Consider the following 15,686-nt stretch of genomic DNA (forward strand, 5'->3'; position numbering starts at 1 on the left):
AAGGATTCTTTCCCTTCTAAATAGGCAAGAACTGCCTTAAGTTTTAGCTCTAATGAATATTTGCTCATAGAAAAACTGCACCTCCAACTGTTAGGTGTGTCTAACAATTGGGGTGCAGTTCATTTTATAAGGTCTTCTTTTTCTATTCCATCGGCATACTTGTCCTTCTTCTCTTCGAACCACCATGACGAGCAGAGCGCGATGGCAGTTCGGAAGTAGAAGAAGGGGTTTTTGGCGGGACATTTGAAAATGGTTGTATATGCGAACTCATTTGTGGAATCACTTGTGAATTCATTTTTTGATTTACTTGCGAACTCATCTGCTGGAGTGGATTTGGTACTGGGCTATTTGTACCCACTGCCGGAAATATTTGTTGCATCATTGGCATCATCTCATGTAACTTTGATACCGTTTGCACAAACTCTCGATACTCCTTGTACTGGGAGAGTACTTTTTTGATAAAAGCAGAACACGAATCATCATGCTCACTGCACCACTCATAAACTTCACGCTCCATTTGATCATTTAGATTAAAAGTAAGCGTCACATTGCGTTTACGAGTTGAAAGCAACTCCCTTGTATCTCGTTCGCTCATTTATTTTACCACCCTTCTGGGACCCACTCGAGTGCAGAAGCGTGAAGCATGCCTAGACAATCACTGTACAAAGGATTTGGAGCAACTTGTACATTCGGGAAAAACTTACGGATTTCTGGCAATAATAGCTCAGCAGCTCCACCTGACACATAAAACATTTTTTCTCTCACATCGCCATACTCATCTTCATATGGCAAATCCCAATGATATCCACCTACTTCTGAAAAAATAGCTTTTGCTATTGCTTCAGCACGTTTATCTTTGGAGAAATTACGGAATTTTTCCCAAGAAATATTCGAGGAAGAACCAGATTGATTGTGCACATAACGACCATTATGATCATAGGTTGCAAAGTTAGATTTCTCAGAACCGATAGCCATAATATGAACTACTTTGTCCTCTGTATCTTCTTCAGGAGTCACATAGTAAGTAGCTCCACCTTCTACCCCAACTAAAACATCAAGAATATGAATTCTTCTCTCTACACCATTAACTGTTACAAAATGCTCTCCGACAAGCATCTGCTTTAATTTTTTTGCATCTGAACGGTGGTTTTCAATTGGTACAACCGTACCTAGTTTTACATTGCCTGCCACACCTAAGCGATGCAACATAGTCAAAGTAAAAATGATGTTTTGTTCATGCGCCTTAGAATCTTGCTTTGCTTTTTTAGCATGGTTACCAGCTCTGCGAGCCAAATCACCTACAAAATAAGTGCCTTTTTCTCCATTTCTCCCAATTTGAACAATCATATCTTCATCTGAATTCGCATGAAAATCCAAGTCTACATATTCACCGATATAACTAAAAAAATCATCCGTATGCACATGTTTTCCTTGAATAAGTGCCCCTTTTACTTTATGCCGACCATTATCTGTTACTGCAATGGCAAATTCATTCTTCCCATCAAAATAACTCATACTGTCACTCCTTATGTATATTCCTAATGAACATGATAAGCCATTAACAGATGTTTTTCTATATATCTGTGTAATTAGAGTAAAGAATCTTTGTATTATCCCATTAATTTCATATAATTTCCATAAACTTATCTGTTAAGAAATATGACTGGACCTAGATTAGAGGATTCAGCCATATTTCTTAACTTCACCTTTCATTTCCCACCTTTTACATTGTGAATATTACCGACTGCCAAAAAAGCATTTGGATCAACACGTTGGACAATTTCGTTTAATTTTGCTTCTTCAGATTGGTGAATTACACAAAATATTACCTTTTTCCCTTCTCCTGTATATGCTCCTTCTCCATGAAGATAGGTCACACCCTTTCCCATTTCCTTTAACAACGCGTTGCCAAGCTGAGTATGTTGATCACTAATAATCCAAATCGACTTCGATGGTTCTTGCTTGTATTGATCAGCATGTTTCTTTAGCATTGCTACTTCTTCGTCACTGAGTTCTTGTGCATTTACTAAAGCATCCATTATCTCTTGATGTTGATGATCAGCTACTTCACTACTGATTAAGGAGTTTTTTTCTAATCTAGATACTACATCATACTCAGCATATAAACTTCTACGCTTTGCTTTGATTTGTTGTTCGATTTGTAGAGATGGATTTTTCCGATATAACTCTTCCATTTTCCGTTGAACTTGGTCTATTTTAAATGCATATTCTTGTTGTAGTAGATCATACAAAACCGGGGATAAAGCAGCCTGATCTCTCATTACAGCCAATTCTTTTTGTCCTGTGCGATATCGCTGCATATAACTCAAGTACTCTTCATATTGATCTACGCCCTTTTTCGATACAAGTGTATCCATCCAAATTGCAAATTTTTTCATGGTAAGACCTTGTACAAGCAAAGAGAATAAAACAACACTAAATGCTAAAACAATAATATCTTCTCTCCCTGGGAATGAAAGAGGAAGGCTTAACGCTAAGGCAATAGAGAGAGCTCCCCGTAAACCTCCCCAATTGATTGTATGTCTCCATTTGATAGGAACAGTTTTGTTCCCCCATAACGGTAAATAAACGGAAATCGCTCTCGCGAAAAGAACAATCACAATCGCAATCAAAATGGAAACCCACCGGTCTGCAAAATTTATACGATTAATTTCTATTCCTACCATCAAAAATACAATCGAATTGGCAATGAGCGCGAGAGTGTCCCAAAAGTTACGAATGTTAAGCTTAGTAGTAGGTGTCATCTGTTTTGCACCATAATTTCCAAGTACAAGTCCAGCTGCCACTACTGCAATCACACCTGATACATGTAAAAATTCGGCTGCTAAAAATGCACTGTAAAAAAGTACAAGTGATAGGAGGATTTCCAAAGCGAAGTCATCAAAATAACGAGAGACTTTAGAGAATAAATACCCTAAAATAGCTCCCACCGCAATTCCACCAACACTTACGAGCAAAAAATCCGTTATTCCAAGTCCAAGACCTTTCCATCCTTCATTTACATACAATAATAAACTGGTACTTGAAATTTGAAACAAGACAACAGCTACACCATCATTCGCCAGACTTTCTCCTTCTAAAATGATGGCAAGCCTCTCATTAACTCCTACTTTTTTAAAGATAGATAAAACACTAACTGGATCTGTCGCAGCCATTAGAGAAGCAAAGGTAAAGGCTACGACAATTGGCAAAGATATAAATTTCATTGATAAAAAACCAACCGTCACAAATGAAAGCAATGTACCTAAAATTGCTAGCGAGAGAATACTGCGCTGATTTTCTTTTAATTGTCGTATCGATAATTTCAATGTAGCTTCCCCTAGTAAAGCAGGAAGGAAAATAGAAATAATAATAAAATGAAATATTTCATCCTCTACAACAAACGACTTTAACTCTTCTAATTCAGGAATAGGAAATAAACCAACAATCGTCCCAACTATTACTAATGCAATTGGATATGCAATACCAAACTTCTTTGCAATCGCTGTTACACCTGTCGCAATAGCCAAAAGTAAAATCGATAATTCCATATAAAGCTGCATATATAACCCCTTTCATTCCCTTCCTCTTTTTAGGTTATCCAAAAAAAGAAAGAGGAGCCCCGTGATGACAGGCTCCTCCAAAAAAGCGAATCTATATATTTTAAAGTTATGATATCACATGGCATTTATTTTTTGCCACAAATTTAAGAGTACAGGACAATGACAGAGTATCTTATATTCTTTCTTTTACTAGCGATTTTCTGGAAAACCATCTATCCAGTAGTTTCATTTGCGATAGCGAATAAATAAGAATGGCAATCCAGATAAATCCAAAGCTAATAAAATTCACTTTGGTAAAATGCTCATGGAAAAAGAACACACCTAAAACCAAGGCAATAGTAGGAGCTAAATATTGAATAAATCCTAAGGTAGACAAAGAAACACGTTTTGCCCCTTGAGCAAACCAAAGTAGCGGAAGTGCAGTTATTATACCTGAGCCAATTAATAAGAGTACATTCGAGACAGGTAGATCCGTTATCGAGCCTGTTCCTCTCGCTTCTATAAATAAGATATATCCTAAAGCAAATGGAGCTACCATCATAGTTTCCAGTACAAGCGAAGTCATCGCTTCCACTTTAATCAGTTTTTTCGATAGTCCATAAAGAGCAAAAGTAACAGACAAAGATAGTGCTATCCATGGAAACTGTCCAAACTCGATGGTTTGGATCAAAACTCCGATTAGTGCAAAAGACAACGCAACCCATTGCCATGAATTCAATCTTTCACGTAAAAAAAGCATTCCAAATGCAATACTGATGAGAGGATTGATATAGTATCCAAGACTTGTCTCTATAACGTGACCATTATTTACTGCCCATATATAGATAAACCAATTCGCACTAATAAATAAAGAACACCCGAAAATAGCGAGGATTACTTTCCAAGTCTGAAAAACTTTTATAACATCATTCCATTTTTTTTGTACTGTTATGAGAAGAGCTACAAATAAAAAAGACCAAAAAATACGATGAGCTAAAATTTCTAGAGCAGGTACCTTATTCATGTAATGCCAATAAAGCGGTAAAATCCCCCACATAGAAAACGCCGAAATTGCATACCAAATACCCCTGTTATTTTCTGTTCCCATGATAAGCCTCTTCCTAAGCTTAAACTTTTAAATTTATTTCACATCTACAGTATTATAGTAATAATTTTTATAAATGTATAGTGTTGTAACATATCAAGGAACAGAACGAAGTATCAGATAGTTATCATCAAAATAAAAACAACTGGGGAGATTATTAAATACTCCACCAGCCTATGTCTTTTTCTATTTTTCTTTAAGTTTTGAGGAGAGCTTTTTAGATGGACTGGCTGAAATTTGTGTTAAAGTAACCTGCCATTGCTGCTGTTTATATATAAATGTAATTAAAATATTTTGAGGAGCCTTTTTAGGCATGGAAATCTTGCCAACAATATTTCCTATTGATTTAGTTGGCAAATATTCTTGCTGACGCCAATCCTTCGTGTTTATGTTTATGATTGTACCTTTTGGAAATAGTCTTCCTTTTGGAAATGAGCTTTTTAATTCAGGAGCGATAGCACTTCTTTGTATTTGTTCATCATCTGCAATAAGCGTTTGAACCAAAGGAACAATCTCTTTTGGGAACTTTTTGTTTTTAGGATTATCTTTTACAATTACACTTTTGGGATTTAATTTTATATCGTTAAATTTTTGCTGTTGAATAAGTTTTGCATTATTTTTTGTAGAAGTCGTCTTATGCTCAGTACCTTTTTGTTCGGTTTCAGCAAAAATGCTGCATGCAGTTAGTAAAAAGCTAATGCTCAGTAGAATTGTTATTTTTCCGATCGTTCCAACCATAAGTATCATCCTTCTTTTTAGTTGGTTTCAACACTTATCGCTAAGACCACACAAAAAAGAATTATATCTGATGATTTTACAATTTGCAAAAGATCTCATATCGTTTATTTAAAACTTTAATAACCTTTAGGTCTTTTCTTTATTTCCTTTTGAGTTGAAATCTCAAACGATAGAAACCAAAATACCCTTAGGAATAACCTAGAGTATTTTGGTTTCTATCGTTTATTTCATATAAAGAATTACTTATCTGATTAAGGTATCAACTCTTAAATTGCCTTATTTGGTTGAAATAATACAATAAATGAAAGTAAAGAAGCGATGAAGAAAAGAGTACTACCCGTAAGAAAGATACTGCTTATAAATATCTCTCGTTTTGTTGCCAATTTCCTCACCTACTTACCAGATTATTTATTCTATTCTATTTAAATAAAAAGACCCCAGTTTTCACCTAGGAGGATAGAAAATATAGAGGAATACGTGCTAATCATTACAAATTTATAAAAGGGACTTCTCTCTTGATTCTTGTAGATATGTCGTTATCAAATTATGTACAAAATTTATTTATTATGAGATTGGGGTGGTGACCACATGGTGCCCTCCCCATTCAGGTGCATCCAATTGATCTGGATCATAGGTGATTTGTTTTTTTATCGGCACCGTTACCGTACCATCAGCAGTGATCGATGGTCCAGAATTTGTTTTGCTATTATTTCGGTTGGCAACACCACTGTTTCCAATAGCAAAAGTACTAGCGGTTGCCATGGAAATAATCTTGACTGTCCCAATGTTAATATTGATATTTATATTTTTGGTATCCAAGACGCCAACCTACCTTTATATATGGGATCTACCCCATTGGATTAGTCTTGTTATCGTATGTAGGAGCTAGGTAAATGTTCCTGCACATTTGTACATGGAACGATATACTATAGCGTAAACAACTCATAAAGGAGAAATTAACTTTGGATTTGCGAATCAAACTAGATGGCTTTTCCATTGATCGTTGTAGCCAAGATGCTGTAGTAACAAGTGGAACAAACTCCATCACACAACGTAATTTACAAAAACAGAACCAAGGTATTGCATTTATTGGCAGTGGCCAACTTCACATAGAGGAAGAAGAAAAATATATGATGGATATAGACACTTTAGACCACTGTGTATGGAGTGGAGATAATTGGGCGATGAAATCGACTTAATTAGAAAGGATACTTTCTATGCCTGTATTTTTTAATTTTGGATTCATTCAAAACAATAGCATTACCTCCAGTGGATCGATTGGGATCGGGCAAAACATTATCCAAAATCGAAATGGAACAAAAAACAACAATGCATCTACAAACGTAGGAGTAGGGTTAAACAATGTCCCTGTCTTATTTCATCAAAATGTTGATCCAGACAACATTGACCAAGCAAATATCGATGCTCAAAACCTTGGTGGACCTCAATTGTAGGGGGCATTATCTAATGACAACATTTATTCAACTTGGCTGTGTTCAATCCAATGCTGTAGCACAAGCTGGATCCATTAACTTTGGAGCTAACATCGTTCAAAATAGAAATACAACAAAACAAAATGTAGGTAATTATATTATTTTTGAAGGCTTAGGGAGTGTAAAAACAAACAAATTTATAAACATTGACCCTGACTATCTAGATAATGCAAGTTTTGATGGAAATAATTATGTAGGAACTCAATTATAAGACCTCAAGGAGTGCATGAAGATGAAAAGTCCATTTCCAAGTTTTTTATTGGGAGTCGCTCATGCGTAAAAATAATGCCTCTAATAACAAAAATAACTTCCCCTATTTCTCTATGGATTTTAATTGGCTAGAGGGAATTATTAATAAATCCATTGACCAAGTTTTTTCTAACAAATATGACATAGAAATATCACCTTTTAACGCCCCGCCAAACATAAAAGAAACAGATGATTATATGATTGTTCAAATTCAAGTTCCGGAACAGAAAAAAGCAGAAGACATACGAATTCTTTTGGATGCAGATAAATTGAAGATTACTGGTTTAAGTCATGATCCTATATTCGTGAATTTACCATGTAAGGGCGATGTAGTTGGCAGTGAAGCAAATTACATTCAAAACACTCTTCAAATACGTGTTTCAAAATATAAGAAAACAAATTATAAAGAAATCATGATCAACTACTCCAATACTTCTTACGACAACTAAGAGCCATTTGTTTACTGCATTTATATTGTTTATAGAAAAAACTTGTCACATTCTATCATAGAACATGACAAGTAATCCTTTAACAAAATTTTTCCTCCAAAAGTCCTCAGAATTGAATTCAAAATCTTCTTCACTTCATCAAACTCATCCAAATCCTTCTATCTTATCGATTCACTAGTGGAAAAAAGCCAAGAGTCTGGCCTCCAGATACAAGTCCGATTCGTGGACCTCATCCAACCCATCAAGTCACCTCTTAAAATTACTATTTATATTTATAATTCAATTATTTATATATATAATTTTATTATTGATTTGTATAATTTCATTTAGTAGAATACACTTTATTATATAGTTTTTAACTATATGAAAGATTGTTACATGAATTACATCTTTTTAGAATAATTCGTAACAATCTCAAGAAAGGAAATCTTCTTCTAGAACAATATTATATTTAGGGGGAATAGGTTTGAAACTGAAAAAACTTGGTCTTTCCATTGCTCTTGCTAGCATTGCACTCGCTATTCCGTTTACGTCTGCATTTGCTGATTCTGCTGGTTGGCAGAAACTTGGTACTTATACACAGTCGCAGATCTTTTATTCTGGTGGGGGGTATATAAAATTTTGTGCTCATGTTCCTGTCGGCATAATAGAATTTAATCTGTATGAGTATGATCCAGACAATGCAGATGATTATGTAGGCACCACATACTTAAGTGATGGTGAATGTCAAACATTCTATGTTGATAAGTTTGTAGACGGGACGAATCATAAAGCAGAGCTTTATTACCATGCCTCATCTAGTGGTACATCTGCTACTGTTTATGATTGATAAAGTATCAAATAAATAAAAAAGAATCGAGTAGGAAGAAATAACTACACCTACTCGATTCTTTTTATTAAACGTTATGGAGCGGGATAAAAGTTGGAAGAAACAAAAATACTCCTAACCAATTTAAAAGGGTTTCCGGCGACTTAAATCCCAATAAATTGTATTCGATATAATGCTATTTATAAATGATTTTATACTCTTGTATGATAACGCCACTACTATATTGTTTAAGATTCAACAATTCTAATTTAATCTGCTTCTTACTAGATCCAAAAAGTGGTATGCCTTCTGAAGCAGCTTTTCAACAAAAAAAAGAGGACAATGAATTTATCTATGGTTTAACTCCTATTGTTTATCTCATTACTTTTGTCCCTAAAAATATCAATGATTTTTTCCATTTTGCTACCTTTGAAAATAACATTATCGTTTTATTCGTTCTCATCGTTCCATCCATTTTATTGATCATTTCAAGTTTTAATGGCAAGAGAAATGCACGAATGAGTAATTAATGGACTCATCAACTGTGTTCCATAAAAATCCTCATCAGGTGTAACCAGTACTCCGTTTTCCTATTAAAAATGAGATATCATCCTTTTGCTTTTCTTGCAACATAGTAATGGATAGATGAATCGGACCTTTCATTCTTTATCAAATCAAATACTTCCCATCCATGTTTAAAAAACTGAAAAAACAGGGAACGTGTTAAAGTTCTCCATCTATGCAACTCTGTTCGGAAACGAATACTTTGTAAATGAGAAGGAACAGGTATGAGAACATAAGGATATTTCTCTAGATCAGCAAAATTCAACTCTACTTGTGATAAATCATGATTATCCATGTTGTGATCAATTTTATAGGATTGTTCTATTAAACCAACTGGTATGTCCAAAGGTTCCTGATCAGGATCAGTAAGATCTAGGCGGGTAAGAAAACGGTCAACTGACAACCCATTCTCATCATCCTCATAACAATTCTTCAGATACTCGGAAGAAACTGCCCCCATCTTGTGAAGGTATATATATGCATTCACGCTTTCTAACGGTTCATAGGTCCATATAATTTCTTGATATCCTAAACTTCTTGCTTCTTCTTTTAAATACTGCATCAAAGACTCTCCTATCTTTTGATGCTGATAAGCAGGAAGAACACCAATATTTTGCAAGATCAGATACACTTTATTTGGTCGATAACCGGGAAAACTATAGACATAACCAACCATCTGATTATCCCGATAAGCCCCTAATATAATTCCACCATGATCGGATATAAACTTCATATGATCCAAAGCAACTTCGCCATCGTTTGGCCAAAGCTCACGTCGTATGGAAGCTACTTCTTTTAGTTCGCCATATGTATGAATTCTTTTAATTACAGCAAGACTTTTACTCAATAAAAAACACCTACTCCTATTCGAAAAGTGTAGAAATATAACTAAAACATGTCTATTGTTTGAAATATGATAAAAAACGGGATTATTGGGTCTATTAGAACCACAAATATTCTCCTGTTAACCCAATTGTACCAAAGTGCATGGTCAAAAAGTAAGTAACTATTAAAAAATATCTACTTTCAACCTCAAATAAACTATTGATAAGTAGTTGTTAACCTTGAACTTTCTCCATATTTTTCCTGCTCTAATCTGGATAATTGGACTCTTTTAACGTTTCGTCTATTAATATTGAAATAATAGAGGAACACCTAACCCCGAACCGGAAGGCATTGGGTAATATTATTAATATTCCCCTAAAAAATATGAATCTGACAATTATAATTATTACTTCTGATGAATAAAGCTGATTATTTAGTATACTAAGTTGAATATCATTAAAGGAGTGTGTGTACCTTGTTACGCAAACTGTTTACAGGTTTGTTCGTCATTTTCGTAGGTGTATCTGGTCTACTGATTAGTCCTCTTAATACAAGCGCAGCTACTTATTCCAAGGATGGAAAAAGTCCTGTTGCAACTGGTTGTAATAAAACTGGGGTAGTAAAAAGCTCTAAATCATTTTCTGTGAAAACTACTTCTAGTACCGTTTCCGGAACTGTATACTTAATGTATAACACATCATGTAAAACCTCTTGGTCATTTGTAAGGTTAAGTAAACCACTTCCAAGTAAACATGATGTAGCTGGTTGGGTAGAACGCAACAACGATAAAAAAATCTATGGTTGCTGGGATGCTAATGGAAATGGAAGTATTAAACCCGGTCAAACTACATGTTACAGTCCAATGGTATATGATTTGAGTCCGAATACTTCCTATGCATCTGTAGACGTTCTTTCAGGATGTTCAAGTAGTGGATGTGTGTATTATTACAGTGGTGGCCGCACTAGGTCTTACTAAACATTTGTCTATCAAAATTTACTAAGATCCATCCAAATATAGAAAGTCCCGAACCAAAAGGTATCGGGATTTTTATTTGGAGGTGTATCTGTATGATATCTTTATTACGTCTAAATGGTGTAAATACATAGAAAATAGTATCAAGAATCATGCTGAAGTAAAGTAGTGAGTGAACGACTGGGATATGGCCAAACCTCGGTGACCATGGACAGCTGTAGCCATGTCATCCCCACGCTACAGGAACAAGCAACGAGAAACTTAGCATGGCACTACACCAGAATGAAATATAGAAAACGAATCGGCAAAGACTCTTGGCTATATATGAAGCCAAGAGTTTTGCTTGGTGCCGACAGCGAGATTCAAACCCCCGATTTCGTCATCAAAAAGTTAATCTAGTTAACCTAGCATAGACGCAGATATGTCCTACCTTTAGTTATGAATACAATAGGAAGTTACATGGATTGTAGCTGAACTTGTGTTACGGTTACCATTATCAAACATCAACTTGTAATATCCTGGCTTAATATATTTAGTGGCACCATAGTCAAAACCATAATTCGTCCAAGTTTTAGAATAAGTCATAACACTTCTGTCTCCTGCAGTCCCACCACCAGCGCTCCCATTGCTCGGATATACACTAGTCCCCATAGTTGTTTTTTACTAGCATATGCTGTAATATTTATCTTCATATATCCACCTGGATAGTAGAAGGTCGGACTAATCCAGTAAGTAGAAAAAGTGCTCCAACCAGACTTATAGCAAGTATATGCTTCCGTTTTTTGAGGTTGGGCTACGAAACTAAACGACAACACCAACAGAAGAGAGGCAAACAGAATCGGAAGTTTTTTGAAAGTGTTCACCATGATAAACAACACTCCTAACAATAGTTTTTTTATTCTATTAGAAGTGAAAAATTAATAACTCCTAATTTAGAATAATTATATACATTATAATTCGCAAAAAATATAATAAAATTTTTAATAAATGATTAATTATGTCAAAAGTCATTACGAGTAGCACTCTAAAACTAAAGCTATGTTGGTATAAAATGTGTACGACTATCATCTGAAATATATCTAAAATACGAAATATAGTCTATTATGGCTGTTTTCCACTACATCTTCTTGTTTACCCTTAAACCACAGTGCGTGGTCAATATGTGGTCATTTGGTATTTTTGTGGGCAATTCTCATTTCATTTTCATCCCCTAAAAACAGCAAAAACCCCTGATAAACACAAGGGTTTCGGGTGGTGCTGGAGACAGGACTCGAACCTGCGACCCCTTCATTACGAGTGAAGTGCTCTACCAACTGAGCTACGCCAGCAAAATAAAGTATAAGTATTTTGACCAAATTATTATATGTCAAATGAATAGATTAGTCAAATTCAATTTCCTTTTATTGCATCGACATTATTGTTAGTCTTTGTTTTCATATAACTTTCTTGTATTACATACTTTTTTCTCATTCAACAAATTATAAAAGGGAATGCAGAATGTGACAAAGAAAAATTAGATATGCTGTATTTTATATAGAAAAGAGTGGATGCGTTTGTCGAAAAAACAAAACTCACAACATGGATTATCTCGTGAGTTAAAAAGCCGGCATATTGAACTTATCGCCATTGGCGGTGCAATTGGTGTAGGGCTTTTCCTGGGATCAGCAACCGCAATTAAAACCGCTGGACCTGCAATATTAATTAATTATATTGTAGCTGGAATGATCATTTTCCTCATCATGCGTGCACTGGGCGAACTAGTAATGTACAAACCTGTGTCTGGTTCATTTAGTACCTATGCCACAGAATTTATCGGAGAATGGGCTGGATTTTTCACAGGATGGACGTACTGGTTTATGTGGATTGTGATTGGAATGGCAGAAATAACAGCTATCGGAAAATATGTCCACCTATGGTTTCCAAAGGTAGCGAATTGGATACCTGCCTTAATTTCTTTAATTGTTATTTACATCATCAACATGATTGCCGTAAAGGTGTTTGGAGAAGTAGAATTCTGGTTTGCATTGATCAAAGTAGTAACTATTGTTGTTCTTATTCTTCTAGGATTATTAATCATTTTTACTGGAATCGGAAACCATGGTCATGCTACTGGTTTTTCCAACCTATGGAGCCACGGTGGTTTTGTACCCAATGGAATTAGTGGACTCTTACTATCTCTCCAAATGGTGATGTTTGCTTTTATTGGGGTAGAGTTAATCGGGATAACGGCTGGAGAAGCGAAAGACCCAGATAAAACCATACCAAAAGCCGTAGATAGTGTCATCTGGCGAATCTTAATTTTTTATGTTGGTTCTTTGGCAGTAATTATGGCCATCTACCCTTGGGTAGGTTTAGATGAAAACGTAAGCCCTTTTGTATTAACCTTTGAAAAAGTAGGGATCCCTGGAGCGGCAATGATTATCAATATGGTTGTCCTGACAGCTGCATTATCTTCTTGTAATAGTGGTATATTCAGCTCAGGAAGGATGCTATTCAATCTTTCCAACCTAGCTCAAGCACCACAAGGGTTTCAAAAAGTAAACGATCGAAGCGTGCCAGGAAGAGCAATTACAATTTCTACCCTTTTTCTTCTTATCGGCGTTGCCTTAAATTATTTTATTCCAAAGCAAGCATTTGCATATATCACGAGTATCGGGACAGTAGGTGCTGTTTGGACTTGGATGATTATTATGTTCACTCATTTAAAATATCATCAACAAGTAAAAGCTGGAAAAATTAAACGAAGTCACTTTCAAATGCCAGGTGCTCCTGTTACCAACTGGATCGTCATTCTCTTTTTAGCCTTAGTCATCGTCTTACTTGCATTTAATGATGAAACAAGGATAGCCCTATATGTAGGACCTATATGGTTTATTATTTTGACGATTGGTTATCAGATAGTGAAAAAACGTAAACACAAAGCATAGTAAAACTGGAACCAATAATGTGGTTCCAGTTTTTTTGTCTCATCTTATAAACTTAACAAGATTGCTACCAAATTAGCAGAAAAAGTATGTCATAATAGAACATATATACTAAATGAGGTGAAAATATGGCTATTTTACATAATGACTGGCTTGATGTGGTTGGAAGTGAATTTGAAAAACCTTACTATCAACAACTACGACAATATTTAGTGGATGAATATAATACACAAACTATTTATCCTATAAAAGATGATATCTACAATGCACTTCATCTTACTCCTTATGAAGAAACAAAAGTAGTTATTTTAGGACAAGATCCATATCATGGAGCAGGACAAGCACATGGATTAAGCTTCTCTGTAAAACCAGGAGTAAAACAACCTCCTTCTTTAAAAAATATCTTCAAAGAACTTCAAGCAGACTTGGGACATCCTATCCCAAACCATGGTTTTTTAGAGTCATGGGCTAAACAAGGAGTGTTACTACTCAATGCAGTACTTACTGTACGAGAAAAAACACCGAACTCCCATAAAGGACAAGGTTGGGAGAACTTTACTGATCAAGTCATACAAAAATTGAATGAAAGAGAAAAACCAATTGTCTTTATTCTTTGGGGAAGACACGCCCAAGCAAAAAAAACTTTTATCACAAACAAACATCACTATATCATTGAATCAGCACACCCAAGCCCACTCTCAGCTAAAAATGGATTCTTTGGCAGCAGACCATTTAGTAAAACAAACAATTTCTTACGCAGCATAGGAGAAAAAGAAATAGATTGGGCGGTTTCAAATCTTTAACTAAAAAAGAGATGCGCCAACCAATGGCCATCTCTTTTTTTATATACCCATCTCAAAAAATTTCCAGATTATTAAGATCAACTATCTCGATGACTTCACCCTCTTCCGTTTTTTTCTCTAACCACTTAGGAGCATAAACAACTTTTTCTTGAGCCATAAAGCTTGCTATTTCAGTGCTATCTTCACCAAGAGCTGCAACCAACTTTAAGATTGCTATCCCTTCTTCTGAACTAAGTATTCGTTTCATCTCTTCTAATGATTCAAAATAAGTCTCTGTAATAACGTGAATATCATTTAATCCTTCTGGTTGTTTATTCGTAGAGTGATAAAGAGTTGTAAAGTCAATTTTTATAACCCCAGGTACACTTAAAATTTTTGGGATAATTACTTTTGTGTAATACACTTCAAATTCCTCTAAATCATTGATGTTCCTATATAATCCCTGCACTTTTACCATAGTAGCCTCCCAAACTACTCCATATGTCATAATCACAAAGGGAGTGACTCGTCCCAAATAATATATTTACTCCCTCTTCTTTTATAATGAAGTCATTCTCTTTGAATGGACTTACATAAAATACATATAGGAGCATATAAATTCTTCCATCATTTCCACAACCCAATAAACTTTCATTCTTAATCGAATTAAAGTATGAAACATTTATATTGTCATACTAATTCAAAGTCGATTTGATTAGATACCTATTACTAGTATAGTATATACAGGAATCCTATTGTATAAATATTGGGATTTTAATAGTATAGTAACTATTCAGTCAGGGAAAGAATGATTAGTCAACATAATAAATTGTTAGCAATAAATATAAATAAATCCTAGAATTTATACTTCATTGTCTAAAGCACTCCAATTTTGCAAATCGTATTCTTTCTAAAACAAAAAAACCTACCATTAATGGTAGGCTTTGTGTGTTGCCTGGCGACTACTTACTCTCCCAGGACCCTGCGGTCCAAGTACCATCAGCGTGAGAGGGCTTAACGGTCGTGTTCGGGATGGGAACGAGTGGAACCCCTCTGCTATGATCACCAGACGTATTTTATGGAAAGAAAGTGACTCGCACTTTCAAAATCGGATAGGAAAAGATGATGTTGCAGTAGGAGAAGCCCTCGACCGATTCGTATCTGTCAGCTAAACACATTGCTGTGCTTACACCTCAGACCGATCTACCTCGTCATCTACAAGGGGTCTTACCTA

18 protein-coding genes, 1 tRNA gene and 2 rRNA genes are annotated in these 15,686 nt (G+C 35.2%); 9 read left to right on the forward strand and 12 right to left on the reverse strand.

The features are described from left to right. Nucleotides 1–142: 142 nt before the first annotated feature. The 6 genes from MK805_RS17300 to MK805_RS17325 form a co-directional block, all read right to left on the reverse strand. Nucleotides 143–595, reverse strand: coding sequence for a hypothetical protein (locus MK805_RS17300; protein WP_240877174.1), 453 nt, complete (start codon nt 593–595; stop codon nt 143–145). Nucleotides 596–600: 5 nt separating this feature from the next. Then, nucleotides 601–1,515 (reverse strand): ParM/StbA family protein, encoded by a 915-nt coding sequence (locus MK805_RS17305; RefSeq protein WP_240877175.1) that lies wholly within the window; start codon nt 1,513–1,515, stop codon nt 601–603. 194 nt (nt 1,516–1,709) lie between these two features. After that, nucleotides 1,710–3,551, reverse strand: coding sequence for a cation:proton antiporter domain-containing protein (locus MK805_RS17310; RefSeq protein WP_240877176.1), 1,842 nt, complete (start codon nt 3,549–3,551; stop codon nt 1,710–1,712). Nucleotides 3,552–3,735: 184 nt separating this feature from the next. Continuing rightward, complete coding sequence (gene rarD / locus MK805_RS17315) at nt 3,736–4,650, reverse strand: EamA family transporter RarD (protein ID WP_240877177.1); 915 nt, start codon at nt 4,648–4,650, stop codon at nt 3,736–3,738. Nucleotides 4,651–4,833: 183 nt separating this feature from the next. Then, nucleotides 4,834–5,385, reverse strand: a complete 552-nt coding sequence (locus tag MK805_RS17320) for a hypothetical protein (protein WP_240877178.1) — start codon at nt 5,383–5,385, stop codon at nt 4,834–4,836. 564 nt (nt 5,386–5,949) lie between these two features. Next, a complete protein-coding gene (locus tag MK805_RS17325; protein WP_240877179.1) occupies nt 5,950–6,204 on the reverse strand; it encodes a hypothetical protein in 255 nt (84 codons plus the stop codon). Between the two features lie 143 nt (nt 6,205–6,347). Here MK805_RS17325 and MK805_RS17330 point away from each other — a divergent pair, with 143 nt between their 5' ends. The 6 genes from MK805_RS17330 to MK805_RS17355 all read left to right on the forward strand — a co-directional run bounded on the left by MK805_RS17330 (nt 6,348) and on the right by MK805_RS17355 (nt 8,914). Further along, the gene (locus MK805_RS17330; protein WP_240877180.1) at nt 6,348–6,584 is read left to right on the forward strand and encodes a hypothetical protein; all 237 of its coding nucleotides are present in this window, start codon (nt 6,348–6,350) and stop codon (nt 6,582–6,584) included. A gap of 18 nt (nt 6,585–6,602) precedes the next feature. Beyond that, entirely contained in the window at nt 6,603–6,839 is a 237-nt protein-coding gene (locus MK805_RS17335) for a hypothetical protein (RefSeq protein ID WP_240877181.1), read from the forward strand. A 13-nt stretch (nt 6,840–6,852) separates the two neighbouring features. Further along, complete coding sequence (locus tag MK805_RS17340; protein WP_240877182.1) at nt 6,853–7,089, forward strand: hypothetical protein; 237 nt, start codon at nt 6,853–6,855, stop codon at nt 7,087–7,089. Between the two features lie 61 nt (nt 7,090–7,150). Then, a complete protein-coding gene (locus MK805_RS17345) occupies nt 7,151–7,576 on the forward strand; it encodes an Hsp20/alpha crystallin family protein (RefSeq protein WP_240877183.1) in 426 nt (141 codons plus the stop codon). 466 nt (nt 7,577–8,042) lie between these two features. Further along, complete coding sequence (locus tag MK805_RS17350; RefSeq protein ID WP_240877184.1) at nt 8,043–8,405, forward strand: hypothetical protein; 363 nt, start codon at nt 8,043–8,045, stop codon at nt 8,403–8,405. Between the two features lie 281 nt (nt 8,406–8,686). Next, on the forward strand, nt 8,687–8,914 hold the full coding sequence (locus MK805_RS17355) for a hypothetical protein (protein ID WP_240877185.1): 228 nt from the start codon (nt 8,687–8,689) through the stop codon (nt 8,912–8,914). 77 nt (nt 8,915–8,991) lie between these two features. Here MK805_RS17355 and MK805_RS17360 read toward each other — a convergent pair whose 3' ends face one another. Then, nucleotides 8,992–9,795: a GNAT family N-acetyltransferase gene (locus MK805_RS17360; RefSeq protein WP_240877186.1), complete on the reverse strand. Its 804-nt coding sequence runs from the start codon at nt 9,793–9,795 to the stop codon at nt 8,992–8,994. Between the two features lie 453 nt (nt 9,796–10,248). On the opposite strand from MK805_RS17360, the gene MK805_RS17365 reads away from it, so the two are divergent. Further along, nucleotides 10,249–10,749, forward strand: a complete 501-nt coding sequence (locus MK805_RS17365; RefSeq protein WP_240877187.1) for a DUF2690 domain-containing protein — start codon at nt 10,249–10,251, stop codon at nt 10,747–10,749. Nucleotides 10,750–11,327: 578 nt separating this feature from the next. On the opposite strand, the gene MK805_RS17370 is transcribed toward MK805_RS17365, so the two are convergent. Then, nucleotides 11,328–11,612, reverse strand: a complete 285-nt coding sequence (locus MK805_RS17370) for a hypothetical protein (RefSeq protein ID WP_240877188.1) — start codon at nt 11,610–11,612, stop codon at nt 11,328–11,330. Nucleotides 11,613–11,998: 386 nt separating this feature from the next. Next, nucleotides 11,999–12,074 (reverse strand) — tRNA-Thr (locus tag MK805_RS17375). Between the two features lie 225 nt (nt 12,075–12,299). Here MK805_RS17375 and MK805_RS17380 point away from each other — a divergent pair. Both MK805_RS17380 and MK805_RS17385 read left to right on the forward strand, forming a co-directional pair. Then, the gene (locus MK805_RS17380) at nt 12,300–13,673 is read left to right on the forward strand and encodes an amino acid permease (protein WP_240877189.1); all 1,374 of its coding nucleotides are present in this window, start codon (nt 12,300–12,302) and stop codon (nt 13,671–13,673) included. 125 nt (nt 13,674–13,798) lie between these two features. Further along, nucleotides 13,799–14,473: a uracil-DNA glycosylase gene (locus MK805_RS17385; protein WP_240877190.1), complete on the forward strand. Its 675-nt coding sequence runs from the start codon at nt 13,799–13,801 to the stop codon at nt 14,471–14,473. Nucleotides 14,474–14,525: 52 nt separating this feature from the next. Here MK805_RS17385 and MK805_RS17390 read toward each other — a convergent pair whose 3' ends face one another. The 3 genes from MK805_RS17390 to MK805_RS17400 form a co-directional block, all read right to left on the reverse strand. After that, complete coding sequence (locus tag MK805_RS17390) at nt 14,526–14,930, reverse strand: EthD domain-containing protein (protein ID WP_240877191.1); 405 nt, start codon at nt 14,928–14,930, stop codon at nt 14,526–14,528. Nucleotides 14,931–15,405: 475 nt separating this feature from the next. After that, nucleotides 15,406–15,522 (reverse strand): 5S ribosomal RNA (gene rrf, locus MK805_RS17395). 64 nt (nt 15,523–15,586) lie between these two features. Then, a 23S ribosomal RNA gene (locus tag MK805_RS17400) occupies nt 15,587–15,686 on the reverse strand; the annotation flags it as partial.

Source organism: Shimazuella soli (assembly GCF_022511585.1).
Classification (GTDB): domain Bacteria; phylum Bacillota; class Bacilli; order Thermoactinomycetales; family Thermoactinomycetaceae; genus Shimazuella; species Shimazuella soli.

What these genes read in the sequence shown, in the direction of transcription:
- MK805_RS17300 (WP_240877174.1), bottom strand. Translation starts at nt 595, where the DNA reads ATGAGCGAACGAGATACAAGGGAGTTGCTTTCAACTCGTAAACGCAAT.
- MK805_RS17305 (WP_240877175.1), bottom strand. Translation starts at nt 1,515, where the DNA reads ATGAGTTATTTTGATGGGAAGAATGAATTTGCCATTGCAGTAACAGAT.
- MK805_RS17310 (WP_240877176.1), bottom strand. Translation starts at nt 3,551, where the DNA reads ATGGAATTATCGATTTTACTTTTGGCTATTGCGACAGGTGTAACAGCG.
- rarD (WP_240877177.1), bottom strand. Translation starts at nt 4,650, where the DNA reads ATGGGAACAGAAAATAACAGGGGTATTTGGTATGCAATTTCGGCGTTT.
- MK805_RS17320 (WP_240877178.1), bottom strand. Translation starts at nt 5,385, where the DNA reads ATGGTTGGAACGATCGGAAAAATAACAATTCTACTGAGCATTAGCTTT.
- MK805_RS17335 (WP_240877181.1), top strand. Translation starts at nt 6,603, where the DNA reads ATGCCTGTATTTTTTAATTTTGGATTCATTCAAAACAATAGCATTACC.
- MK805_RS17340 (WP_240877182.1), top strand. Translation starts at nt 6,853, where the DNA reads ATGACAACATTTATTCAACTTGGCTGTGTTCAATCCAATGCTGTAGCA.
- MK805_RS17345 (WP_240877183.1), top strand. Translation starts at nt 7,151, where the DNA reads ATGCGTAAAAATAATGCCTCTAATAACAAAAATAACTTCCCCTATTTC.
- MK805_RS17355 (WP_240877185.1), top strand. Translation starts at nt 8,687, where the DNA reads ATGCCTTCTGAAGCAGCTTTTCAACAAAAAAAAGAGGACAATGAATTT.
- MK805_RS17370 (WP_240877188.1), bottom strand. Translation starts at nt 11,612, where the DNA reads ATGGTGAACACTTTCAAAAAACTTCCGATTCTGTTTGCCTCTCTTCTG.
- MK805_RS17385 (WP_240877190.1), top strand. Translation starts at nt 13,799, where the DNA reads ATGGCTATTTTACATAATGACTGGCTTGATGTGGTTGGAAGTGAATTT.
- MK805_RS17390 (WP_240877191.1), bottom strand. Translation starts at nt 14,930, where the DNA reads ATGGTAAAAGTGCAGGGATTATATAGGAACATCAATGATTTAGAGGAA.